Annotated in this window: 15 protein-coding genes and 3 tRNA genes; 4 read left to right on the top strand and 14 right to left on the bottom strand. The window is 61.6% G+C overall.

What is annotated here, in order from left to right:
- Nucleotides 1-5 precede the first annotated feature (5 nt).
- The 11 genes from nuoG to FFM81_RS13120 form a co-directional block, all read right to left on the bottom strand.
- Nucleotides 6-2,087 (bottom strand): NADH-quinone oxidoreductase subunit NuoG, encoded by a 2,082-nt coding sequence (gene nuoG / locus FFM81_RS13070; RefSeq protein ID WP_025415888.1) that lies wholly within the window; start codon nucleotides 2,085-2,087, stop codon nucleotides 6-8.
- A 224-nt stretch (nucleotides 2,088-2,311) separates the two neighbouring features.
- A complete protein-coding gene (locus FFM81_RS13075; protein ID WP_138384862.1) occupies nucleotides 2,312-3,028 on the bottom strand; it encodes an NADH-quinone oxidoreductase subunit E in 717 nt (238 codons plus the stop codon).
- 2 nt (nucleotides 3,029-3,030) lie between these two features.
- A complete protein-coding gene (gene nuoF, locus FFM81_RS13080; protein WP_003573907.1) occupies nucleotides 3,031-4,335 on the bottom strand; it encodes an NADH-quinone oxidoreductase subunit NuoF in 1,305 nt (434 codons plus the stop codon).
- 10 nt (nucleotides 4,336-4,345) lie between these two features.
- Nucleotides 4,346-5,509, bottom strand: a complete 1,164-nt coding sequence (locus tag FFM81_RS13085; RefSeq protein ID WP_138384861.1) for an NADH-quinone oxidoreductase subunit E — start codon at nucleotides 5,507-5,509, stop codon at nucleotides 4,346-4,348.
- Nucleotides 5,510-5,525: 16 nt separating this feature from the next.
- A complete protein-coding gene (locus FFM81_RS13090) occupies nucleotides 5,526-5,798 on the bottom strand; it encodes a hypothetical protein (RefSeq protein ID WP_003573910.1) in 273 nt (90 codons plus the stop codon).
- Nucleotides 5,798-6,988 (bottom strand): NADH-quinone oxidoreductase subunit D, encoded by a 1,191-nt coding sequence (locus FFM81_RS13095; protein WP_003573912.1) that lies wholly within the window; start codon nucleotides 6,986-6,988, stop codon nucleotides 5,798-5,800. The genes FFM81_RS13090 and FFM81_RS13095 overlap by 1 nt, the downstream gene beginning before the upstream one ends.
- Before the next feature lie 65 nt (nucleotides 6,989-7,053).
- A complete protein-coding gene (locus FFM81_RS13100; RefSeq protein WP_003573914.1) occupies nucleotides 7,054-7,656 on the bottom strand; it encodes an NADH-quinone oxidoreductase subunit C in 603 nt (200 codons plus the stop codon).
- Nucleotides 7,657-7,674: 18 nt separating this feature from the next.
- Complete coding sequence (locus FFM81_RS13105) at nucleotides 7,675-8,259, bottom strand: NuoB/complex I 20 kDa subunit family protein (RefSeq protein WP_003573916.1); 585 nt, start codon at nucleotides 8,257-8,259, stop codon at nucleotides 7,675-7,677.
- A complete protein-coding gene (locus FFM81_RS13110) occupies nucleotides 8,250-8,615 on the bottom strand; it encodes an NADH-quinone oxidoreductase subunit A (protein WP_007626195.1) in 366 nt (121 codons plus the stop codon). The genes FFM81_RS13105 and FFM81_RS13110 overlap by 10 nt, the downstream gene beginning before the upstream one ends.
- A 247-nt stretch (nucleotides 8,616-8,862) precedes the next feature.
- Nucleotides 8,863-8,939, bottom strand: a tRNA-Asp gene (locus tag FFM81_RS13115).
- Between the two features lie 84 nt (nucleotides 8,940-9,023).
- A tRNA-Asp gene (locus FFM81_RS13120) sits at nucleotides 9,024-9,100 on the bottom strand.
- Between the two features lie 415 nt (nucleotides 9,101-9,515).
- On the opposite strand from FFM81_RS13120, the gene FFM81_RS13125 reads away from it, so the two are divergent.
- Both FFM81_RS13125 and FFM81_RS13130 read left to right on the top strand, forming a co-directional pair.
- A tRNA-Val gene (locus FFM81_RS13125) sits at nucleotides 9,516-9,591 on the top strand.
- A gap of 265 nt (nucleotides 9,592-9,856) precedes the next feature.
- Nucleotides 9,857-10,069: a hypothetical protein gene (locus FFM81_RS13130; RefSeq protein WP_003573920.1), complete on the top strand. Its 213-nt coding sequence runs from the start codon at nucleotides 9,857-9,859 to the stop codon at nucleotides 10,067-10,069.
- A 305-nt stretch (nucleotides 10,070-10,374) separates the two neighbouring features.
- Here FFM81_RS13130 and FFM81_RS13135 read toward each other — a convergent pair whose 3' ends face one another.
- Together FFM81_RS13135 and FFM81_RS13140 are read right to left on the bottom strand one after the other, a co-directional pair.
- Nucleotides 10,375-10,923 carry a glutathione peroxidase gene (locus FFM81_RS13135; protein ID WP_138384860.1) on the bottom strand — a complete coding sequence of 183 codons (549 nt, stop codon included), beginning with the start codon at nucleotides 10,921-10,923 and terminating at the stop codon, nucleotides 10,375-10,377.
- Nucleotides 10,924-11,053: 130 nt separating this feature from the next.
- Nucleotides 11,054-11,407 (bottom strand): hypothetical protein, encoded by a 354-nt coding sequence (locus FFM81_RS13140; protein ID WP_138384859.1) that lies wholly within the window; start codon nucleotides 11,405-11,407, stop codon nucleotides 11,054-11,056.
- 163 nt (nucleotides 11,408-11,570) lie between these two features.
- Here FFM81_RS13140 and FFM81_RS13145 point away from each other — a divergent pair, with 163 nt between their 5' ends.
- A complete protein-coding gene (locus FFM81_RS13145; protein WP_003573928.1) occupies nucleotides 11,571-12,176 on the top strand; it encodes a class I SAM-dependent methyltransferase in 606 nt (201 codons plus the stop codon).
- Here the strand turns inward: FFM81_RS13145 and FFM81_RS13150 are convergent, their stop codons facing one another.
- On the bottom strand, nucleotides 12,177-12,578 hold the full coding sequence (locus FFM81_RS13150; RefSeq protein WP_003573929.1) for a (R)-mandelonitrile lyase: 402 nt from the start codon (nucleotides 12,576-12,578) through the stop codon (nucleotides 12,177-12,179).
- Nucleotides 12,579-12,826: 248 nt separating this feature from the next.
- Between FFM81_RS13150 and FFM81_RS13155 the strand changes: the two genes are divergently transcribed.
- Nucleotides 12,827-13,813, top strand: a complete 987-nt coding sequence (locus FFM81_RS13155) for an aldo/keto reductase (protein ID WP_003573931.1) — start codon at nucleotides 12,827-12,829, stop codon at nucleotides 13,811-13,813.
- The last annotated feature ends 183 nt before the right edge of the window (nucleotides 13,814-13,996 follow it).

Here is a 13,996-nt window from a genome sequence, read left to right on the forward strand (position 1 = left end):
TGCCCTTACTCTGCCGCGACTTTGAAGTTGTTGCGGGCCAATGCCGAGCACTCCGCCATGACAGCCGAGGCCCGCGCGATCGGGTTCGTCAAATAGAAGTCTTTCACCGGCGACGCAAACCCTGACTTGTTCATCTTGCCGGCTTTTTTCGCTACTGCGGCAATTTGGGCGCTATCGGTTTCGGCGATCTCGTCGATGGCGGCGAAATGCGGGAAAGCGGCATAGAGCCGGACGCGCAATTCGCTCAGCGAATCGAAGGGAAGCTTCTTGCCGAGCACATCGGAAAGGGCACGGATGATCGCCCAGTCCTCGCGGGCGTCACCCGGCGCAAAGCCGGCGCGGTTGCCCATCTGGACGCGGCCTTCGGTGTTGACCCAAGTGCCGGACTTTTCGGTATAGGCGGCCGCCGGCAGAATGACGTCGGCGTGATGGGCACCGTTATCGCCGTGCGAGCCGATATAGACCGTCAGCTTGGCCTTCTTGGCGGTGAAGTCGAGTTCGTCGGCGCCGAGCAGGAAGAGCACATCCATCGCCGTCAGCATTTCGGCGGCGTTAACGCCCTTGGCGCCCGGCACGAAGCCGAGGTCGAGGCCGCCGACGCGCGATGCGGCGGTATGGAGGACGGCAAAGCCGTTCCAGCCTTCGACAACAGCACCGACAGAACCGGCAAGCTTGGCGGCACTGGCGAGAACGCCGGCGCCGTCGGTGCGCGACAGCGCGCCCTGGCCGATGATGATCATCGGCTTGGCAGCGTTCTTCAGCACCTCCGCAAAGGCGTGGGTTCCGTCGACCAGATCCTTCAGCGTGTCGGGACCGCCGCCGAGATAGTCATAGCTGTAGCGCAGTTCGCCCGGCTCGCCGATCACGCCGATCGGGAACTTGCCGCGGCGCCAGCGCTTGCGGATGCGGGCATTGAGGATCGCCGCCTCGAAGCGCGGATTGGCGCCGATGATCAGCAGCGCGTCGGCCTGGTCGATGCCCGAGATGGTCGGGTTGAAGACATAGCTTGCACGGCCGAGCGACGGATCGAGTGCCGCCCCATCCTGTCGACAGTCGAGATTGGCCGAGCCCAGCGACTTCACCAGTTCCGAGAGCGCATACATTTCCTCGACGGAAGCGAGGTCGCCGGCGATCGCACCGATCTTGTCACCGGAGGTGGCGCCGACGGCGGCCTTGATGGCGCCGAAGGCGTCGGCCCAGGTCGCCGGCTGCAGGCGGCCGTCGCGGCGAACGTAGGGCCGGTCGAGGCGCTGGGTCTTCAGGCCGTCCCAGATAAAACGGCTCTTGTCGGAAATCCACTCTTCGTTGATCGCCTCGTTGACACGCGGCAGGACGCGCATGACTTCGCGACCGCGGGTATCGACGCGGATCGCCGAACCGACGGCATCCATGACGTCGATCGATTCGGTCTTGTTCAATTCCCAGGGGCGCGCGGTGAAGGCGAAAGGCTTGGAGGTGAGCGCGCCGACCGGGCAAAGGTCGACGACATTACCCTGCAGTTCGGAGGTCATCGCCTGTTCGAGATAGGTGGTGATCTCAGCATCCTCGCCACGGCCGATCAGGCCGAGTTCGGAAATGCCGGCAACCTCGGTGGTGAAGCGGACGCAGCGCGTGCAATGGATGCAGCGGTTCATCACCGTCTTGACCAGCGGGCCGATATACTTGTCTTCGACGGCGCGCTTGTCTTCCTGGTAACGCGAAGTGTCGATGCCGAAGGCCATCGCCTGGTCCTGCAGGTCGCATTCGCCGCCCTGGTCGCAGATCGGGCAATCGAGCGGATGGTTGATCAGCAGGAATTCCATCACACCTTCGCGGGCCTTCTTGACCATCGGGGTGTTGGTGAAGACCTCGGGCAGTTCGCCGTTCGGGCCGCCGCGGATGTCGCGCACGCTCATGGCGCAGGAAGCCTGCGGCTTCGGCGGGCCGCCCTTCACTTCGACAAGGCACATGCGGCAGTTGCCGGCAACCGACAGGCGCTCATGGAAGCAGAAGCGCGGAACCTCGGCGCCGGCGTCTTCGCACGCCTGCAACAGCGTGTAATGATCCGGAACTTCGATCTCGTTGCCGTCAATCTTCAGTTTTGCCATCGTCGCTCAGTCCTGTTTCCCGTTTGCCTGATGACGGCAAACAAACCACTTTTTGCAACAGTCTCATTGCCAAGCCGGATCTTTCGTCCGGCTGACAGCTGATGTCGCCCAAATTCTCTATCGCGCGTTCCAGGTCCAGAACCCGCACCGGCATCTGCAGCTTGAGGCCCCCGCCCGTCCGCCGATCTGCCCCTCTTTCCGGCCGATGGATACGGCCGGACAGTTCATTTCCGTCTGCGGCCCCGCCCTGCCAGAATTTTCGCCTGGCCGGCCCAGTCGTCACGCCCGATGCGGCCGTTGAAGCCAAGTTCGGCGTCAAGCCGAGCGATGTCCTCATCGCCCCAGGCAGCAATCTCGGCGAAGCTGCGAATGCCTTTGTCGTTCAGCACCTGCTCCAGCTTCGGGCCGATGCCGGCGATCAGCTTGAGATCGTCAGCCTTTTTCGCCCGGGTAACCGGCCTGGCCTTCACGGCGGGCTTCGGCTGGCTGGCAGCGGGTTGGCTGACCGGTGTTACAACAGTCAGTTTCGGCCCTGCCTTCTTCTCGGCAACCGGCTTTCCCCCGCCCACCGGCGCGGTCTCGACCGCCGGCTTATTCTCAACCGGCTTGGCGACAACCTTGACGGCAGGGCGAATATTCTCCGGCCGGATCTCGACGTCGGGCGTCAACGCGTCCGGCGGCGTGTCATCGAGGGCGGCAGCGACCTTGCCGGTCGTCTCCAGCGCACTCTGGAAGGCGCCGAAGAAGGCGCCCGCCATTTGGGTCGAGAAACCGAAGCCGATCGCCGTTGCCGCAGCAAAGGCTGCGGCCGGATACGCCATCAGCGGATGCACCGGCATCGCCCGTGCATTCTCCAGCATCTCGGCGGCAAGACGGCCGAAGCCGGCCGCGAAATCCGCTGCGTCTTCTTTTTTCCTGCTATCGGATGCCTTGTCCGCCATGATTATTCAGCCGCCTCCAGAACCGCGCCATGATCGAGCGCGCTCGCCGTATACTGGTCGATGCGCTTTTCGATTTCGGGGCGGAAGTTACGGATCAGACCCTGCACCGGCCATGCGGCGGCGTCGCCGAGCGCGCAGATGGTGTGGCCTTCGATTTGTTTGGTCACCTGGAACAGCATGTCGATTTCGCGCTTCTGGGCATTGCCCTTGGCCATGCGCTCCATCACCCGCCACATCCAGCCGGTGCCTTCGCGGCACGGCGTGCACTGGCCGCAGCTCTCATGCTTGAAGAAGGCGGAGATGCGGGCGATCGCCTTGATGACGTCGGTGGATTTGTCCATGACGATCGCCGCGGCCGTGCCGAAGGAGGAACCGACGCCGCGCAGGCCGTCGAAATCCATCGGGCAGTCGATGATGTCCTTGGCCGGAACGATCGGGCAGGATGCGCCGCCCGGAATGACGGCGAGCAGGTTGTCCCAGCCGCCGCGAATGCCGCCGGCATGGCGGTCGACCAGTTCGCGGAAGGTGATGCCCATTTCCTCTTCGACCGTGCACGGCTTGTTGACGTGGCCGGAGAGCATGAACAGCTTGGTGCCGACATTGTTCGGACGGCCGATGGCCGAGAACCAGCCGGCGCCGCGGCGCAGGATCGTCGGCGCGACAGCGATCGATTCGACGTTGTTGACGGTCGTCGGGCAGCCGTAAAGGCCCATATTGGCCGGGAAAGGCGGCTTCAGGCGCGGCTGGCCCTTCTTGCCTTCGAGGCTTTCGAGCAGCGCGGTTTCCTCGCCGCAAATGTAAGCGCCGGCGCCATGATGGACGTAGATGTCCATGTCCCAGCCAAGCTTGTTGTTCTTGCCGAGCAGGCCATAATCATAACATTCGTCGATCGCCGCCTGCAGCGCTTCGCGCTCGCGGATATATTCGCCGCGCACATAGATATAGGCGGCATTGGCGCCCATGGCGAAGCTCGCGATGACGCAGCCTTCGATCAGCGTATGCGGATCGTGGCGCATGATGTCGCGGTCCTTGCAGGTACCGGGCTCCGATTCGTCGGCATTGACGACGAGGTAATGCGGGCGGCCATCGCTTTCCTTCGGCATGAAGGACCATTTGAGGCCGGTTGGGAAACCGGCGCCGCCGCGACCGCGCAGGCCCGATGCCTTCATCTCGTTGATGATCCAGTCGCGGCCCTTTTCGAGGATCTGCTTGGTGCCATCCCAGTGGCCGCGGCTCATCGCGCCCTTCAGGGACTTGTCCTTGAGGCCGTAGATGTTGGTAAAGATGCGGTCTTTATCTTGTAACATGCTTCACCTCTTACCGCGGCTTCTTGCCGAAGACCTTGATATATTCCGCTTCGCCGCCCTTGGCGAGCGCCTTGGCCTGCTTGCCCCAGTCGTCGCGCTCGATGCGGCCGCGGAAGTTCAGGTAGCCGTCGACCCATTCGCGCTCGGCCTTCTTCCAGCCCGCGACCTGCGAGAAGGTGAAGATGCCGATCTCGTTCAGCGTCGCCTCGATCTTCGGGCCGACGCCCGAGATCATCTTCAGATCATCCGGCGCGGCGGGCTTTTCGATGCCGGCCGGACGGTTCTTGTCGGTGAGCGCAGGCTTCGCCGCCGCGGCGGCTTCGGCCTTGACGGGTGCCGGGGCCGGTTCGGCAGGCGCAGTGCCGGAAACCGGCTGCTGCTCGGCAGCCTTGGCATTCCTGGCAGCCGCCTTCGGCGCTGTTGCCGGCGTCTTCAGGGCGGCATTGGTTTCGGCATCGGTGCTCTTCGGGCGGGCAGCCTCCGACGGCGGAACCGGAGCGGCGTCAACGGGAGCCGAAATGGTTTCGGCATCGGCCTTCTTGGCGCGCGTTCTTGCCTTCGGCTCTTCCGTCGTCAGCGAGGTCGGGCCGCCTTCGGGTGCGGAGAAAATCCGGTCAATCTGGGTGCCGGGCTTGATGCCGGCGCCATTGCCGGCGGCGAACGCATCGATGATCTCTTCGAGGCGCGCCGGCGTCAGGTCCTCATAGGTGTCCTTGCCGATCATCACCATCGGGGCGTTGACGCAGGCGCCAAGACATTCGACCTCTTCCCAGGACAGCGTGCCTTCGGCATTGCGCTCGAAGGCATGGGCGTGGATCTTGCTCTTGCAGACCGACATCAGCGCTTCCGAGCCGCGCAGCATGCAGGGCGTCGTGCCGCAGACCTGGACATGGGCCCGCGTGCCGACAGGATGCAGCTGGAACTGCGTATAGAAGGTCGCGACCTCGAGCACCCGGATATAGGCCATCTCGAGCATGTCGGCGATCTTTTCGATCGCCGCGCGCGTGACCCAGCCGTCCTGCTCCTGCGCACGCATCAACAGCGGAATGACCGCCGATTGCTGGCGGCCGGCGGGGTATTTCTGGATCGTCTTGTCCGCCCAGACCGCATTTTCATCGCTGAAAGCGAATGCGGCAGGCTGAAATTGATCTTCGGCTAATCGACGAACGGACATTCTTCCTCACGCCTTGTCAGTTTAGGGTTCCACACCGCGAAGCGGTCAAAGACTGCATTTCGCAGGCATAGGCCGACTGGTCTTTCTGCATAAATACGACGAATTTGCTGCCATTCGGAATGGCAGCCTTGATCTGATAGCCCTTGGACAAAAGCTCGCCCATAGACGTTTGCGCCGCCGGCGGCGTCACTTCCTTACGACCCAGCGGGGTGCCGAGCTTATCGGTCTCCTGGGCCGAAACCCCGGATGCCGCGAGAAGGAGTGCGACGGCAAGCGGCAGACGCTGCATCAGCGGTCCACCTCGCCGAAGACGATGTCGAGCGAGCCGAGCACGGCCGCGACGTCGGCAAGCTGGTGGCCGCGGCACATGAAGTCCATCGCCTGCAGATGGGCATAACCAGGCGCACGGATCTTGCAGCGATAGGGCTTGTTGGTGCCGTCGGAGACGAGATAGACGCCGAACTCGCCCTTCGGCGCCTCGACGGCGGCGTAAACTTCGCCGGCCGGCACGTGGTAGCCTTCGGTATAGAGTTTGAAGTGGTGAATCAGCGCTTCCATCGAGCGCTTCATCTCGCCGCGCTTCGGCGGTACGACCTTGCCGTCGATCGACGAGAAAGGACCAGTCTTGGCATCCGACAGCAGGCGGTTGACGCATTGCTTCATGATGCGGACCGATTCGCGCATCTCGATCATGCGGATCAGGTAGCGGTCGTAATTGTCGCCGTTCTTACCGATCGGAATGTCGAATTCGAGATCGGAATAACATTCATAAGGCTGGGCGCGACGCAGATCCCAGGCAGCGCCCGAACCGCGCACCATTACGCCGGAGAAGCCCCAGGCCCAGCAATCCTCCAGCGAGACGACGCCGATATCGACGTTGCGCTGCTTGAAGATGCGGTTGCCGGTCAACAGATTGTCGATGTCGTCGAGCGCCTTCAGGAACGGATCGCACCAGTCGCCGATATCCTGGACGAGCTGTTCCGGCAGGTCCTGATGGACGCCGCCCGGACGGACATAAGCCGCATGCATGCGCGAGCCGCTGGCGCGTTCATAGAACACCATCAGCTTTTCACGCTCTTCGAAGCCCCAGAGCGGCGGCGTCAGCGCACCGACGTCCATCGCCTGCGTCGTGACGTTCAGGAGATGCGAAAGGATACGGCCGATTTCCGAATAGAGAACGCGGATCAGCTGACCGCGGATGGGGATCTCGAGGCCGAGCAGCTTTTCCACGGCCATCGCATAGGCATGCTCCTGGTTCATCGGCGCGACGTAATCGAGACGATCGAAATAGGGCAGAGCCTGCAGATAGGTCTTGGTCTCGATCAGCTTCTCGGTGCCGCGATGCAGCAGGCCGATATGCGGATCAACCCGCTCCACAATTTCGCCGTCAAGCTCCAGGACAAGACGAAGAACGCCATGCGCCGCCGGATGCTGCGGTCCGAAATTGATGTTGAAGTTGCGGACGTTATGTTCGGTCATGCTGCGTGCTCCGCTATTGCAGGCATTAGCCAATGGGCAATAGGCAATAGTGTAGTTTTTCGATCCTACTGCTTCGCCTTTTCGTCGCCAGGCAGAACATATTCAGTTCCCTCCCATGGCGACATGAAGTCGAAGTTGCGGAATTCCTGCTTCAGTTCCACTGGCTCGTAAACGACGCGTTTTGCCGCGTCGTCGTAGCGGACCTCGACGAAACCCGTCGTGGGGAAGTCCTTGCGCAGTGGGTGGCCTTCGAAGCCATAGTCGGTCAGGATGCGGCGCAGGTCCGGATGGCCGGTGAAGAGCACGCCGTACATGTCCCAGGTCTCGCGCTCGAACCAGTCGGCGCCGGGATGGACCGCACAGGCCGACGGCACCGGAGTATCCTCGTCGGTTGCGACCTTGACGCGGATGCGCAGGTTCTGCTTTGGCGACAGCAGGTGATAGACGACGTCGAAACGCAGTTCACGCTGCGGCCAGTCGACGCCGCAAATATCGATCAGGTTGACGAAACCGCATTTGGCGTCGTCGCGCAGGAAGGTCAGCAGCGCGATCAGGTTTTCACCCGTCGCCGTCAGCGTCAGCTCGCCATACTTCATCTGCGAAGCGGCAATCAGATTGCCGCGTGCTTCGCCAAGGTAGGACGCAAGCTCAGTCAGGGCTTCACTCATATGCCTTGTCCTTAACCCTTAGCGTTCGATCGTGCCGGTGCGCCGGATCTTCTTCTGCAGCAGAAGCACGCCGTAGAGCAGCGCCTCTGCCGTGGGGGGACAGCCCGGCACGTAGATATCGATCGGCACGATGCGGTCGCAGCCGCGCACCACAGAATAGGAATAGTGATAATAACCGCCGCCATTGGCGCAGGAGCCCATCGAGATCACGTAGCGCGGCTCGGGCATCTGGTCGTAGACCTTGCGCAAGGCGGGCGCCATCTTGTTGGTCAGCGTGCCGGCGACGATCATCACGTCGGACTGGCGCGGCGAGGCCCGCGGCGCAAAGCCGAAGCGCTCGACGTCATAACGCGGCATCGACAGCTGCATCATTTCGACGGCGCAGCAGGCAAGACCGAAGGTCATCCACATCAGCGAGCCGGTACGCGCCCAGTTGATCAGCTCGTCGGTCGAGGTGACGAGAAAACCCTTGTCGGCGAGCTCGTTGTTGATCTCGCCGAAAAACGCGTCATTGCTGCCGATCGGCTTGCCTGTGGAGGGATCGATGATCCCCTTCGGCTGCTGGGCGACGAGCGGCTGATTGCTCACAGGGGTCACTCCCATTCCAGGGCTCCCTTTTTCCATTCATAGATAAAGCCGATGGTCAGTACGAAGAGGAAGACCATCATGGACCAGAAGCCGAACCAGCCGATGGCGCCGAAGGAAACGGCCCAGGGGAAGAGGAAGGCGACTTCGAGGTCGAAGATGATGAAGAGAATCGACACGAGGTAGAAGCGGATGTCGAACTTCATGCGGGCGTCATCGAAAGCGTTGAAGCCGCATTCGTAAGCCGAAAGCTTCTCCGAATCGGGCGCTTTGAAGGCGACGGCAAACGGCGCAATGAGCAGCGCCAGGCCGATAACGAGCGCGATAGCGATGAAGATAGCGATCGGAATATAGGAACTGAGCAGTTCAGTCATCATGTTCATCCCTGCTTGCCGGAGGCGCCAGGCGGCGCATTTGGGCAAATGCCCGGCAAGCGAACGTGCGTTGCAACAAGCCGTGGTTAGCGCAGCCGAAGCCCCGGCGCAAGAGATTTACAGAGGCAATTCGACGCGTCGCGCGCGGACATTATCAAGCAGATGCAACGATGTCGCGACAAATCCGCCCAAGCCGCTTCAAGCTGCATGCCTGACCACTGAAAACTGCATGGCTCTCGGAAGAAAATGGCGCGAGTGACGGGGCTCGAACCCGCGACCTCCGGCGTGACAGGCCGGCACTCTAACCGACTGAGCTACACCCGCGCATAGGACCGGCCATTTGCGGCCGCGAGGATGAAGAAACCCGGACGAACGACAAATCGCATTTGCGTTCTACAAGACTTGAAATGGCGCGAGTGACGGGGCTCGAACCCGCGACCTCCGGCGTGACAGGCCGGCACTCTAACCAACTGAGCTACACCCGCAATTCATTTCAAGCAGTCCGGATGCCTTCGCACCCTCACCAAAACGGCTGCCCGTTTCGATGAGCGGCTAACTACGGGGTTCGCCTTTTAGTGTCAAGCAGGTTTGGAGACAAAACCATGACAGTCGTTGAATTGTTTCGGCAAGGCCCGCGCGGGAAGAATGAAAAGCCGGCAATTCCGTTTCCGAAGGCGGCAGCGGCGCTTCATCGGAGACGGTCGCATTGTCGAAACTGATCGGCCTTCCGCCCTGCCCCTCCCCTTTATCCACAGCCCTGCCGCGCCCGACCGGCGCCGCAAGCAACAGGATCGCCGCCAAAAAAATCAAAAAATCTTCACAAACACTCTTGCGGTTTTGCCGCGATCCGCATAGATCACGGCCACCAACGCGGCAGGCCGATCCGGTTTCGCTAGCGATGGGCGATTAGCTCAGTTGGTAGAGCGCCTCGTTTACACCGAGGATGTCGGGAGTTCGAGTCTCTCATCGCCCACCATTTCCCTTATGTGTCAAATAATAGCGACTTCAGGCAGACGCCTCAGTTGCTTCGTCACCGTATGTGGAATTCCAATTGGATCCGCGGGAGAGCGCCCAGCGTTTCTGATGCGGCACACTGTCTGAAAGCCAGTTCCACCAAAACGGACTACTCCGGTCACCCGCCACCTCCTATTGGGCGAATGGATGGGGGCCGGCAAAAGTGGGAGTATTCGCCGCCCGGAAAGTCTCCGCGCTTGAAGGCCTACGAGGCCTGGAGATGTGCCATGAGGATTTTCAGCTCCGTATTGACGCTGTGCATCGCGATTGCCCTTTGCACGCCAAGTGCCATCTATGTCAGCCTGCCCGGATACGCCTTCAAGACGAATCCGAAATGCCAGCGCCACGTGCCAAAGACGCGGTTTGACATCCGGTGCGACTGGCCGCGACTGGGCTTCAAGGACTTTACGCCCCCGCTTGTGACCGTGCTTGGGATCTGAAGGCGCTGCTCAGCTTTTGCGAATCAAGCAGCCCGGACGCGCTTGGTAGCCGCGGGCATTCCATGGCTCTGTGATCGCGACCGAGTCTTCGATCGAGGCCAGATGCCTATAGCTGGGAACTCCCCACCAGACTCTATATAGCCCTTCGGAATCCCGAAATTGGTTGCGGGATTGAAATCATTGCATGATTTTTTCTGTCGACACGGCGCGAAGCTCGGCGAATTTCGGAATCCCGAAGCGGGGAATTTCGGGATTCCGAAGTGGCGTTCTGGAATTGGTAACAGCCGGGGCTCATCGCCCGCCATTCATCCCTTCGCCAGTTCTTTATCCACCGCCGAAACCAGCCGCGAATCATCCGCCATCACGTCAGGCGCGAATCGAGCGGCGACCTTGCCGTCGCGGCCGATCAGGAATTTTTCGAAATTCCAGAGGATGTCGTCCTCGTTGCCGCCGGATATGCCGTGGGATTTCAGGCGTTCGCGCATCGGGCCGTCGCCTGTTGTCGCCACACCCGATTTGGTCAATTGGCGGTAGAGCGGGTGCTGGGCTTCGCCCTTGACCGAGATCTTCGAGAAGATCGGGAAGGTGACGTCGTAGGTGCTGGTGCAGAAATCGAGGATCTCGGCGTCGGTGCCGGGTTCCTGGCCCTTGAAGTCGTTGGCGGGGAAAGCGGCGATGACGAAGCCGCGCTCGCGCTTTTCGCCATAGAGTTTTTCCAGGCCTTCATACTGCGGCGTGAGCCCGCATTTCGAGGCGACATTGACGACCAGCAGCACCCTGCCCTTATAGTCGTTGAGCGTGGTGTCACGACCATCCACAGTCTTGACCGGGATATCCAGCACATTGCCCGTCACGGGAACCTCCAATTTCATAGGAACATTGTCGCCAAACTTAGCGATATCGCCGCCGTTGTCATCCGCGTCAGAATCAATTCGGCGTTAGAAGAGGCCGGGACCGCCTTGCGGCGGCGCCGGCCTTCGCCCATCAGGCGGGGGATGTTTCCTTCACTTCGTCGAGCAGGAAGTGCACGACGAGATAATCTGTCTTGTAGGGGCGGCCGCTGTCCGACACGGATTCAACGCTGCCGCCGTCCTTCGGGTGCCAGGCGTGATAATGCGGGTTGGTGGTGATCAGGGTGATGGCCTTGCCATCTTTTTCGCCAAGCCGGAAGCGCATCTCGGCGAGCGGCCAGATCCGCTCGTAATCTCCCATGCTGATGCGCGCCTTCAGCGCCTTGCGATGCAGCGGCGCTTCGCCGGCCTCGGCGGGTGCTTCCAACGTCACCTCCTCGGCTCCGCTGATGATGGCGTTGAATTCTTCAGGCCACATGCGTCTCATGAAATCGCTCCTCCCGGGGCTCTCGTCAGTCCACAGGTGAAACTTAGCGATTTGTTCGAAAGAAGCAAATTCCTGTCATGCGGTTGTCATCGGCCTCGGCTGCTCCTACGTTCCCGTCATACCGCATCAGGGCCATCAGCCGCCCGCAATCCTGAGATCCGAGATGAAGACACGTGAAGACAGGCAGGCGCTCCGGGCGAGCATGCCGCGCACTCCGCTCAGCGCCCATCATATGGAAAACGCCCGCCTGCTGCCGGATCGCGGCGAGCTGCTCTACCGCATCCCGAACGGCGGCATCGGGGTCGAGGTCGGCGCGGCCTTCGGCGAATATACGGCGGAGATCCTCGAAAAGAACCGCCCGGCGCAGCTCTACCTCATCGATCCCTGGTCGATGGATCGCTACAGCTCCGGGCTTGATACGGTCCATACGAAATTCGCGGCCGAGATCGAAGCCGGCCGGCTGCATCTGATGCAAGGCACGTCGCTCGACAAGCTTGCCGAGTTTGAGGACGATTTCCTCGACTGGGCCTATATCGACACCGATCATTCCTTCGAGCTCACCTGGCAGGAGCTGCTGCTCTGCGAAAAGAAGGTGAAGCGGACCGGGCGCATTGCCGGGCATGATTTCTGTACCGGCAATACGGTCAAGCCGATCGTCTATGGCGTCGTCGAGGCGGTCACCAAATTCTGCAAGGATTACGGCTGGCAATTCGAGTTCCTGACGGTCGAATCACACGCGCATTTTTCCTATTGCCTGAAGCGGCTCTGATTAGCTCATACCGGAATATTGCGTGTCGCTGACCTGCTCCATCCAGTCGACGTGTCTGCCGTCCAACGCCTCATGGATGGCGATATGCACCATAGCCGTGTCGGGGGCAGCGCCGTGCCAATGTTTTTCGCCCGGCGAGAACCAGACGGTGTCGCCGGCGCGGATCTCGCGGATTTCCTCGCCCCAGCTCTGGGCGAGGCCCTTGCCCGAGGTGACGATCAGCGTCTGGCCGAGCGGGTGCGTATGCCAGGCGGTGCGGGCGCCGGGCTCGAAGGTAACGGAGGTCGCCTTCACCCGGGCCGGCGCCGGCGGCTCCATCAGCGGATCCTGGCGAACGGCGCCGGTGAAATAGTCGGCCGGTGGCTTCATCGAGGGACGGGAGCCGGCTGGTTTGATCTCCATGATCTTTCCTTTTCATTCCATTGCAGTTGAAGCCTTGTCAGCTGACGATATTTCATCGAGGCGACCAATCAAGGGCGGATCGGCAATTGCCGCATAGTCGCCCGGCTGGTAGGCCATTATCTTTCATCACCTAAAGCGCGTCGCATTGAACTTGGTTCATGCGACGCGCTTTAGTTCTTTGTTTTACGCATGTCGTTATCCCGGAACCGCTGCACACTTCCGGGCAACATGCATTGGGAGAATTTCTCATGAAACACCATGCTTTTGGCCGCATGCCCTTCACCGTCACCAATGTCGGCTTCGGCGCCTGGCAGATCGGCGGCTCATGGGGTGATATCAGCGAAGCGGACGGCGGCGCGGCGCTGAAGGCCGCGCTCGATGCCGGCATGACCTTCATCGATACGGCTGACGTTTATGGCGACGGCCGCTCGGAAAAAATCATCGCCGACGTGCTGAAGACGCGCGGCGGTCAGCGCCCGATGGTCGCCACCAAGGCGGGCCGCCGGCTCAACCCGCATGTCGCCGAAGGCTACAGCAAGGCGAACCTCGAAGGCTTCATCGACCGCAGCCTTGAGAATCTTGCCGTCGACAGCCTCGACCTCGTGCAGCTTCACTGCCCGCCGCGCGAGGTGCTTTACCAGCCCGAGGTCTTCGAAAGTCTCGACGCCCTGCAGAAAGCCGGCAAGATCAAGGGTTACGGCGTCAGCGTCGAAAAAGTCGAAGACGGGCTGAAGGCGATCGAATATCCCGGCGTCGTCAGCATCCAGATCATCTACAACATCTTCCGCCAGCGCCCCAATCACCTGTTTTTTCAGGAAGCGCGCCGCAGGAACGTGGCGATCATCGCCCGCGTGCCGCTGGCAAGCGGCCTTCTCTCCGGCAAGATCACCCGGGAGACGCACTTTGCCAGCGACGACCATCGCCATTTCAACCGCAACGGCGAAGCCTTCGATGTCGGCGAGACCTTTGCCGGCGTGCCCTTCGAGGTCGGCCTGCAGGCGGTGGAAGAGGTGCGCAAGCTGGTGCCTGCCGGCGCCACGATGGCAGCCTTTGCGCTGCGCTGGATCCTGATGGCCGAAGCCGTCACCGTCGTCATCCCCGGCGCCCGCAATGGCGAACAGGCAAGAGCCAACGCTGACGCCGCCGATCTGGCGCCGCTTTCTGCCGATGTCATGGCGGCAACACGCGAAATCTACGAGCGGCTGATCGCGCCGCATGTGCATCAGCGCTGGTAGGGCTGGAGGCTCTTCGTAAGGGCTGCGGCGAGACGAGAGCCGCCCCTCATCCGCCTGCCGCCACCGACCGGGGTCGAGCCACGGGTCTCGACCCGTCCTTCGGACCCCGCTCGCGGGGCGAAGGGACCGTGCTGCAACCTCTCCGTTCCCTCCAACCTCTCGCAGGGCACGTCCCCTCGCCCC

The sequence above is a fragment of the Rhizobium hidalgonense genome, assembly GCF_005862185.2.
GTDB lineage: Bacteria > Pseudomonadota > Alphaproteobacteria > Rhizobiales > Rhizobiaceae > Rhizobium > Rhizobium hidalgonense.

Excerpts from the sequence above, each read along its gene's own strand:
- nuoG (WP_025415888.1), bottom strand. The coding sequence starts at position 2,087 with ATGGCAAAACTGAAGATTGACGGCAACGAGATCGAAGTTCCGGATCAT.
- FFM81_RS13075 (WP_138384862.1), bottom strand. The coding sequence starts at position 3,028 with ATGGCGGACAAGGCATCCGATAGCAGGAAAAAAGAAGACGCAGCGGAT.
- nuoF (WP_003573907.1), bottom strand. The coding sequence starts at position 4,335 with ATGTTACAAGATAAAGACCGCATCTTTACCAACATCTACGGCCTCAAG.
- FFM81_RS13085 (WP_138384861.1), bottom strand. The coding sequence starts at position 5,509 with ATGTCCGTTCGTCGATTAGCCGAAGATCAATTTCAGCCTGCCGCATTC.
- FFM81_RS13090 (WP_003573910.1), bottom strand. The coding sequence starts at position 5,798 with ATGCAGCGTCTGCCGCTTGCCGTCGCACTCCTTCTCGCGGCATCCGGG.
- FFM81_RS13095 (WP_003573912.1), bottom strand. The coding sequence starts at position 6,988 with ATGACCGAACATAACGTCCGCAACTTCAACATCAATTTCGGACCGCAG.
- FFM81_RS13100 (WP_003573914.1), bottom strand. The coding sequence starts at position 7,656 with ATGAGTGAAGCCCTGACTGAGCTTGCGTCCTACCTTGGCGAAGCACGC.
- FFM81_RS13105 (WP_003573916.1), bottom strand. The coding sequence starts at position 8,259 with ATGGGAGTGACCCCTGTGAGCAATCAGCCGCTCGTCGCCCAGCAGCCG.
- FFM81_RS13110 (WP_007626195.1), bottom strand. The coding sequence starts at position 8,615 with ATGACTGAACTGCTCAGTTCCTATATTCCGATCGCTATCTTCATCGCT.
- FFM81_RS13130 (WP_003573920.1), top strand. The coding sequence starts at position 9,857 with ATGAGGATTTTCAGCTCCGTATTGACGCTGTGCATCGCGATTGCCCTT.
- FFM81_RS13140 (WP_138384859.1), bottom strand. The coding sequence starts at position 11,407 with ATGAGACGCATGTGGCCTGAAGAATTCAACGCCATCATCAGCGGAGCC.
- FFM81_RS13145 (WP_003573928.1), top strand. The coding sequence starts at position 11,571 with ATGAAGACACGTGAAGACAGGCAGGCGCTCCGGGCGAGCATGCCGCGC.
- FFM81_RS13150 (WP_003573929.1), bottom strand. The coding sequence starts at position 12,578 with ATGGAGATCAAACCAGCCGGCTCCCGTCCCTCGATGAAGCCACCGGCC.
- FFM81_RS13155 (WP_003573931.1), top strand. The coding sequence starts at position 12,827 with ATGAAACACCATGCTTTTGGCCGCATGCCCTTCACCGTCACCAATGTC.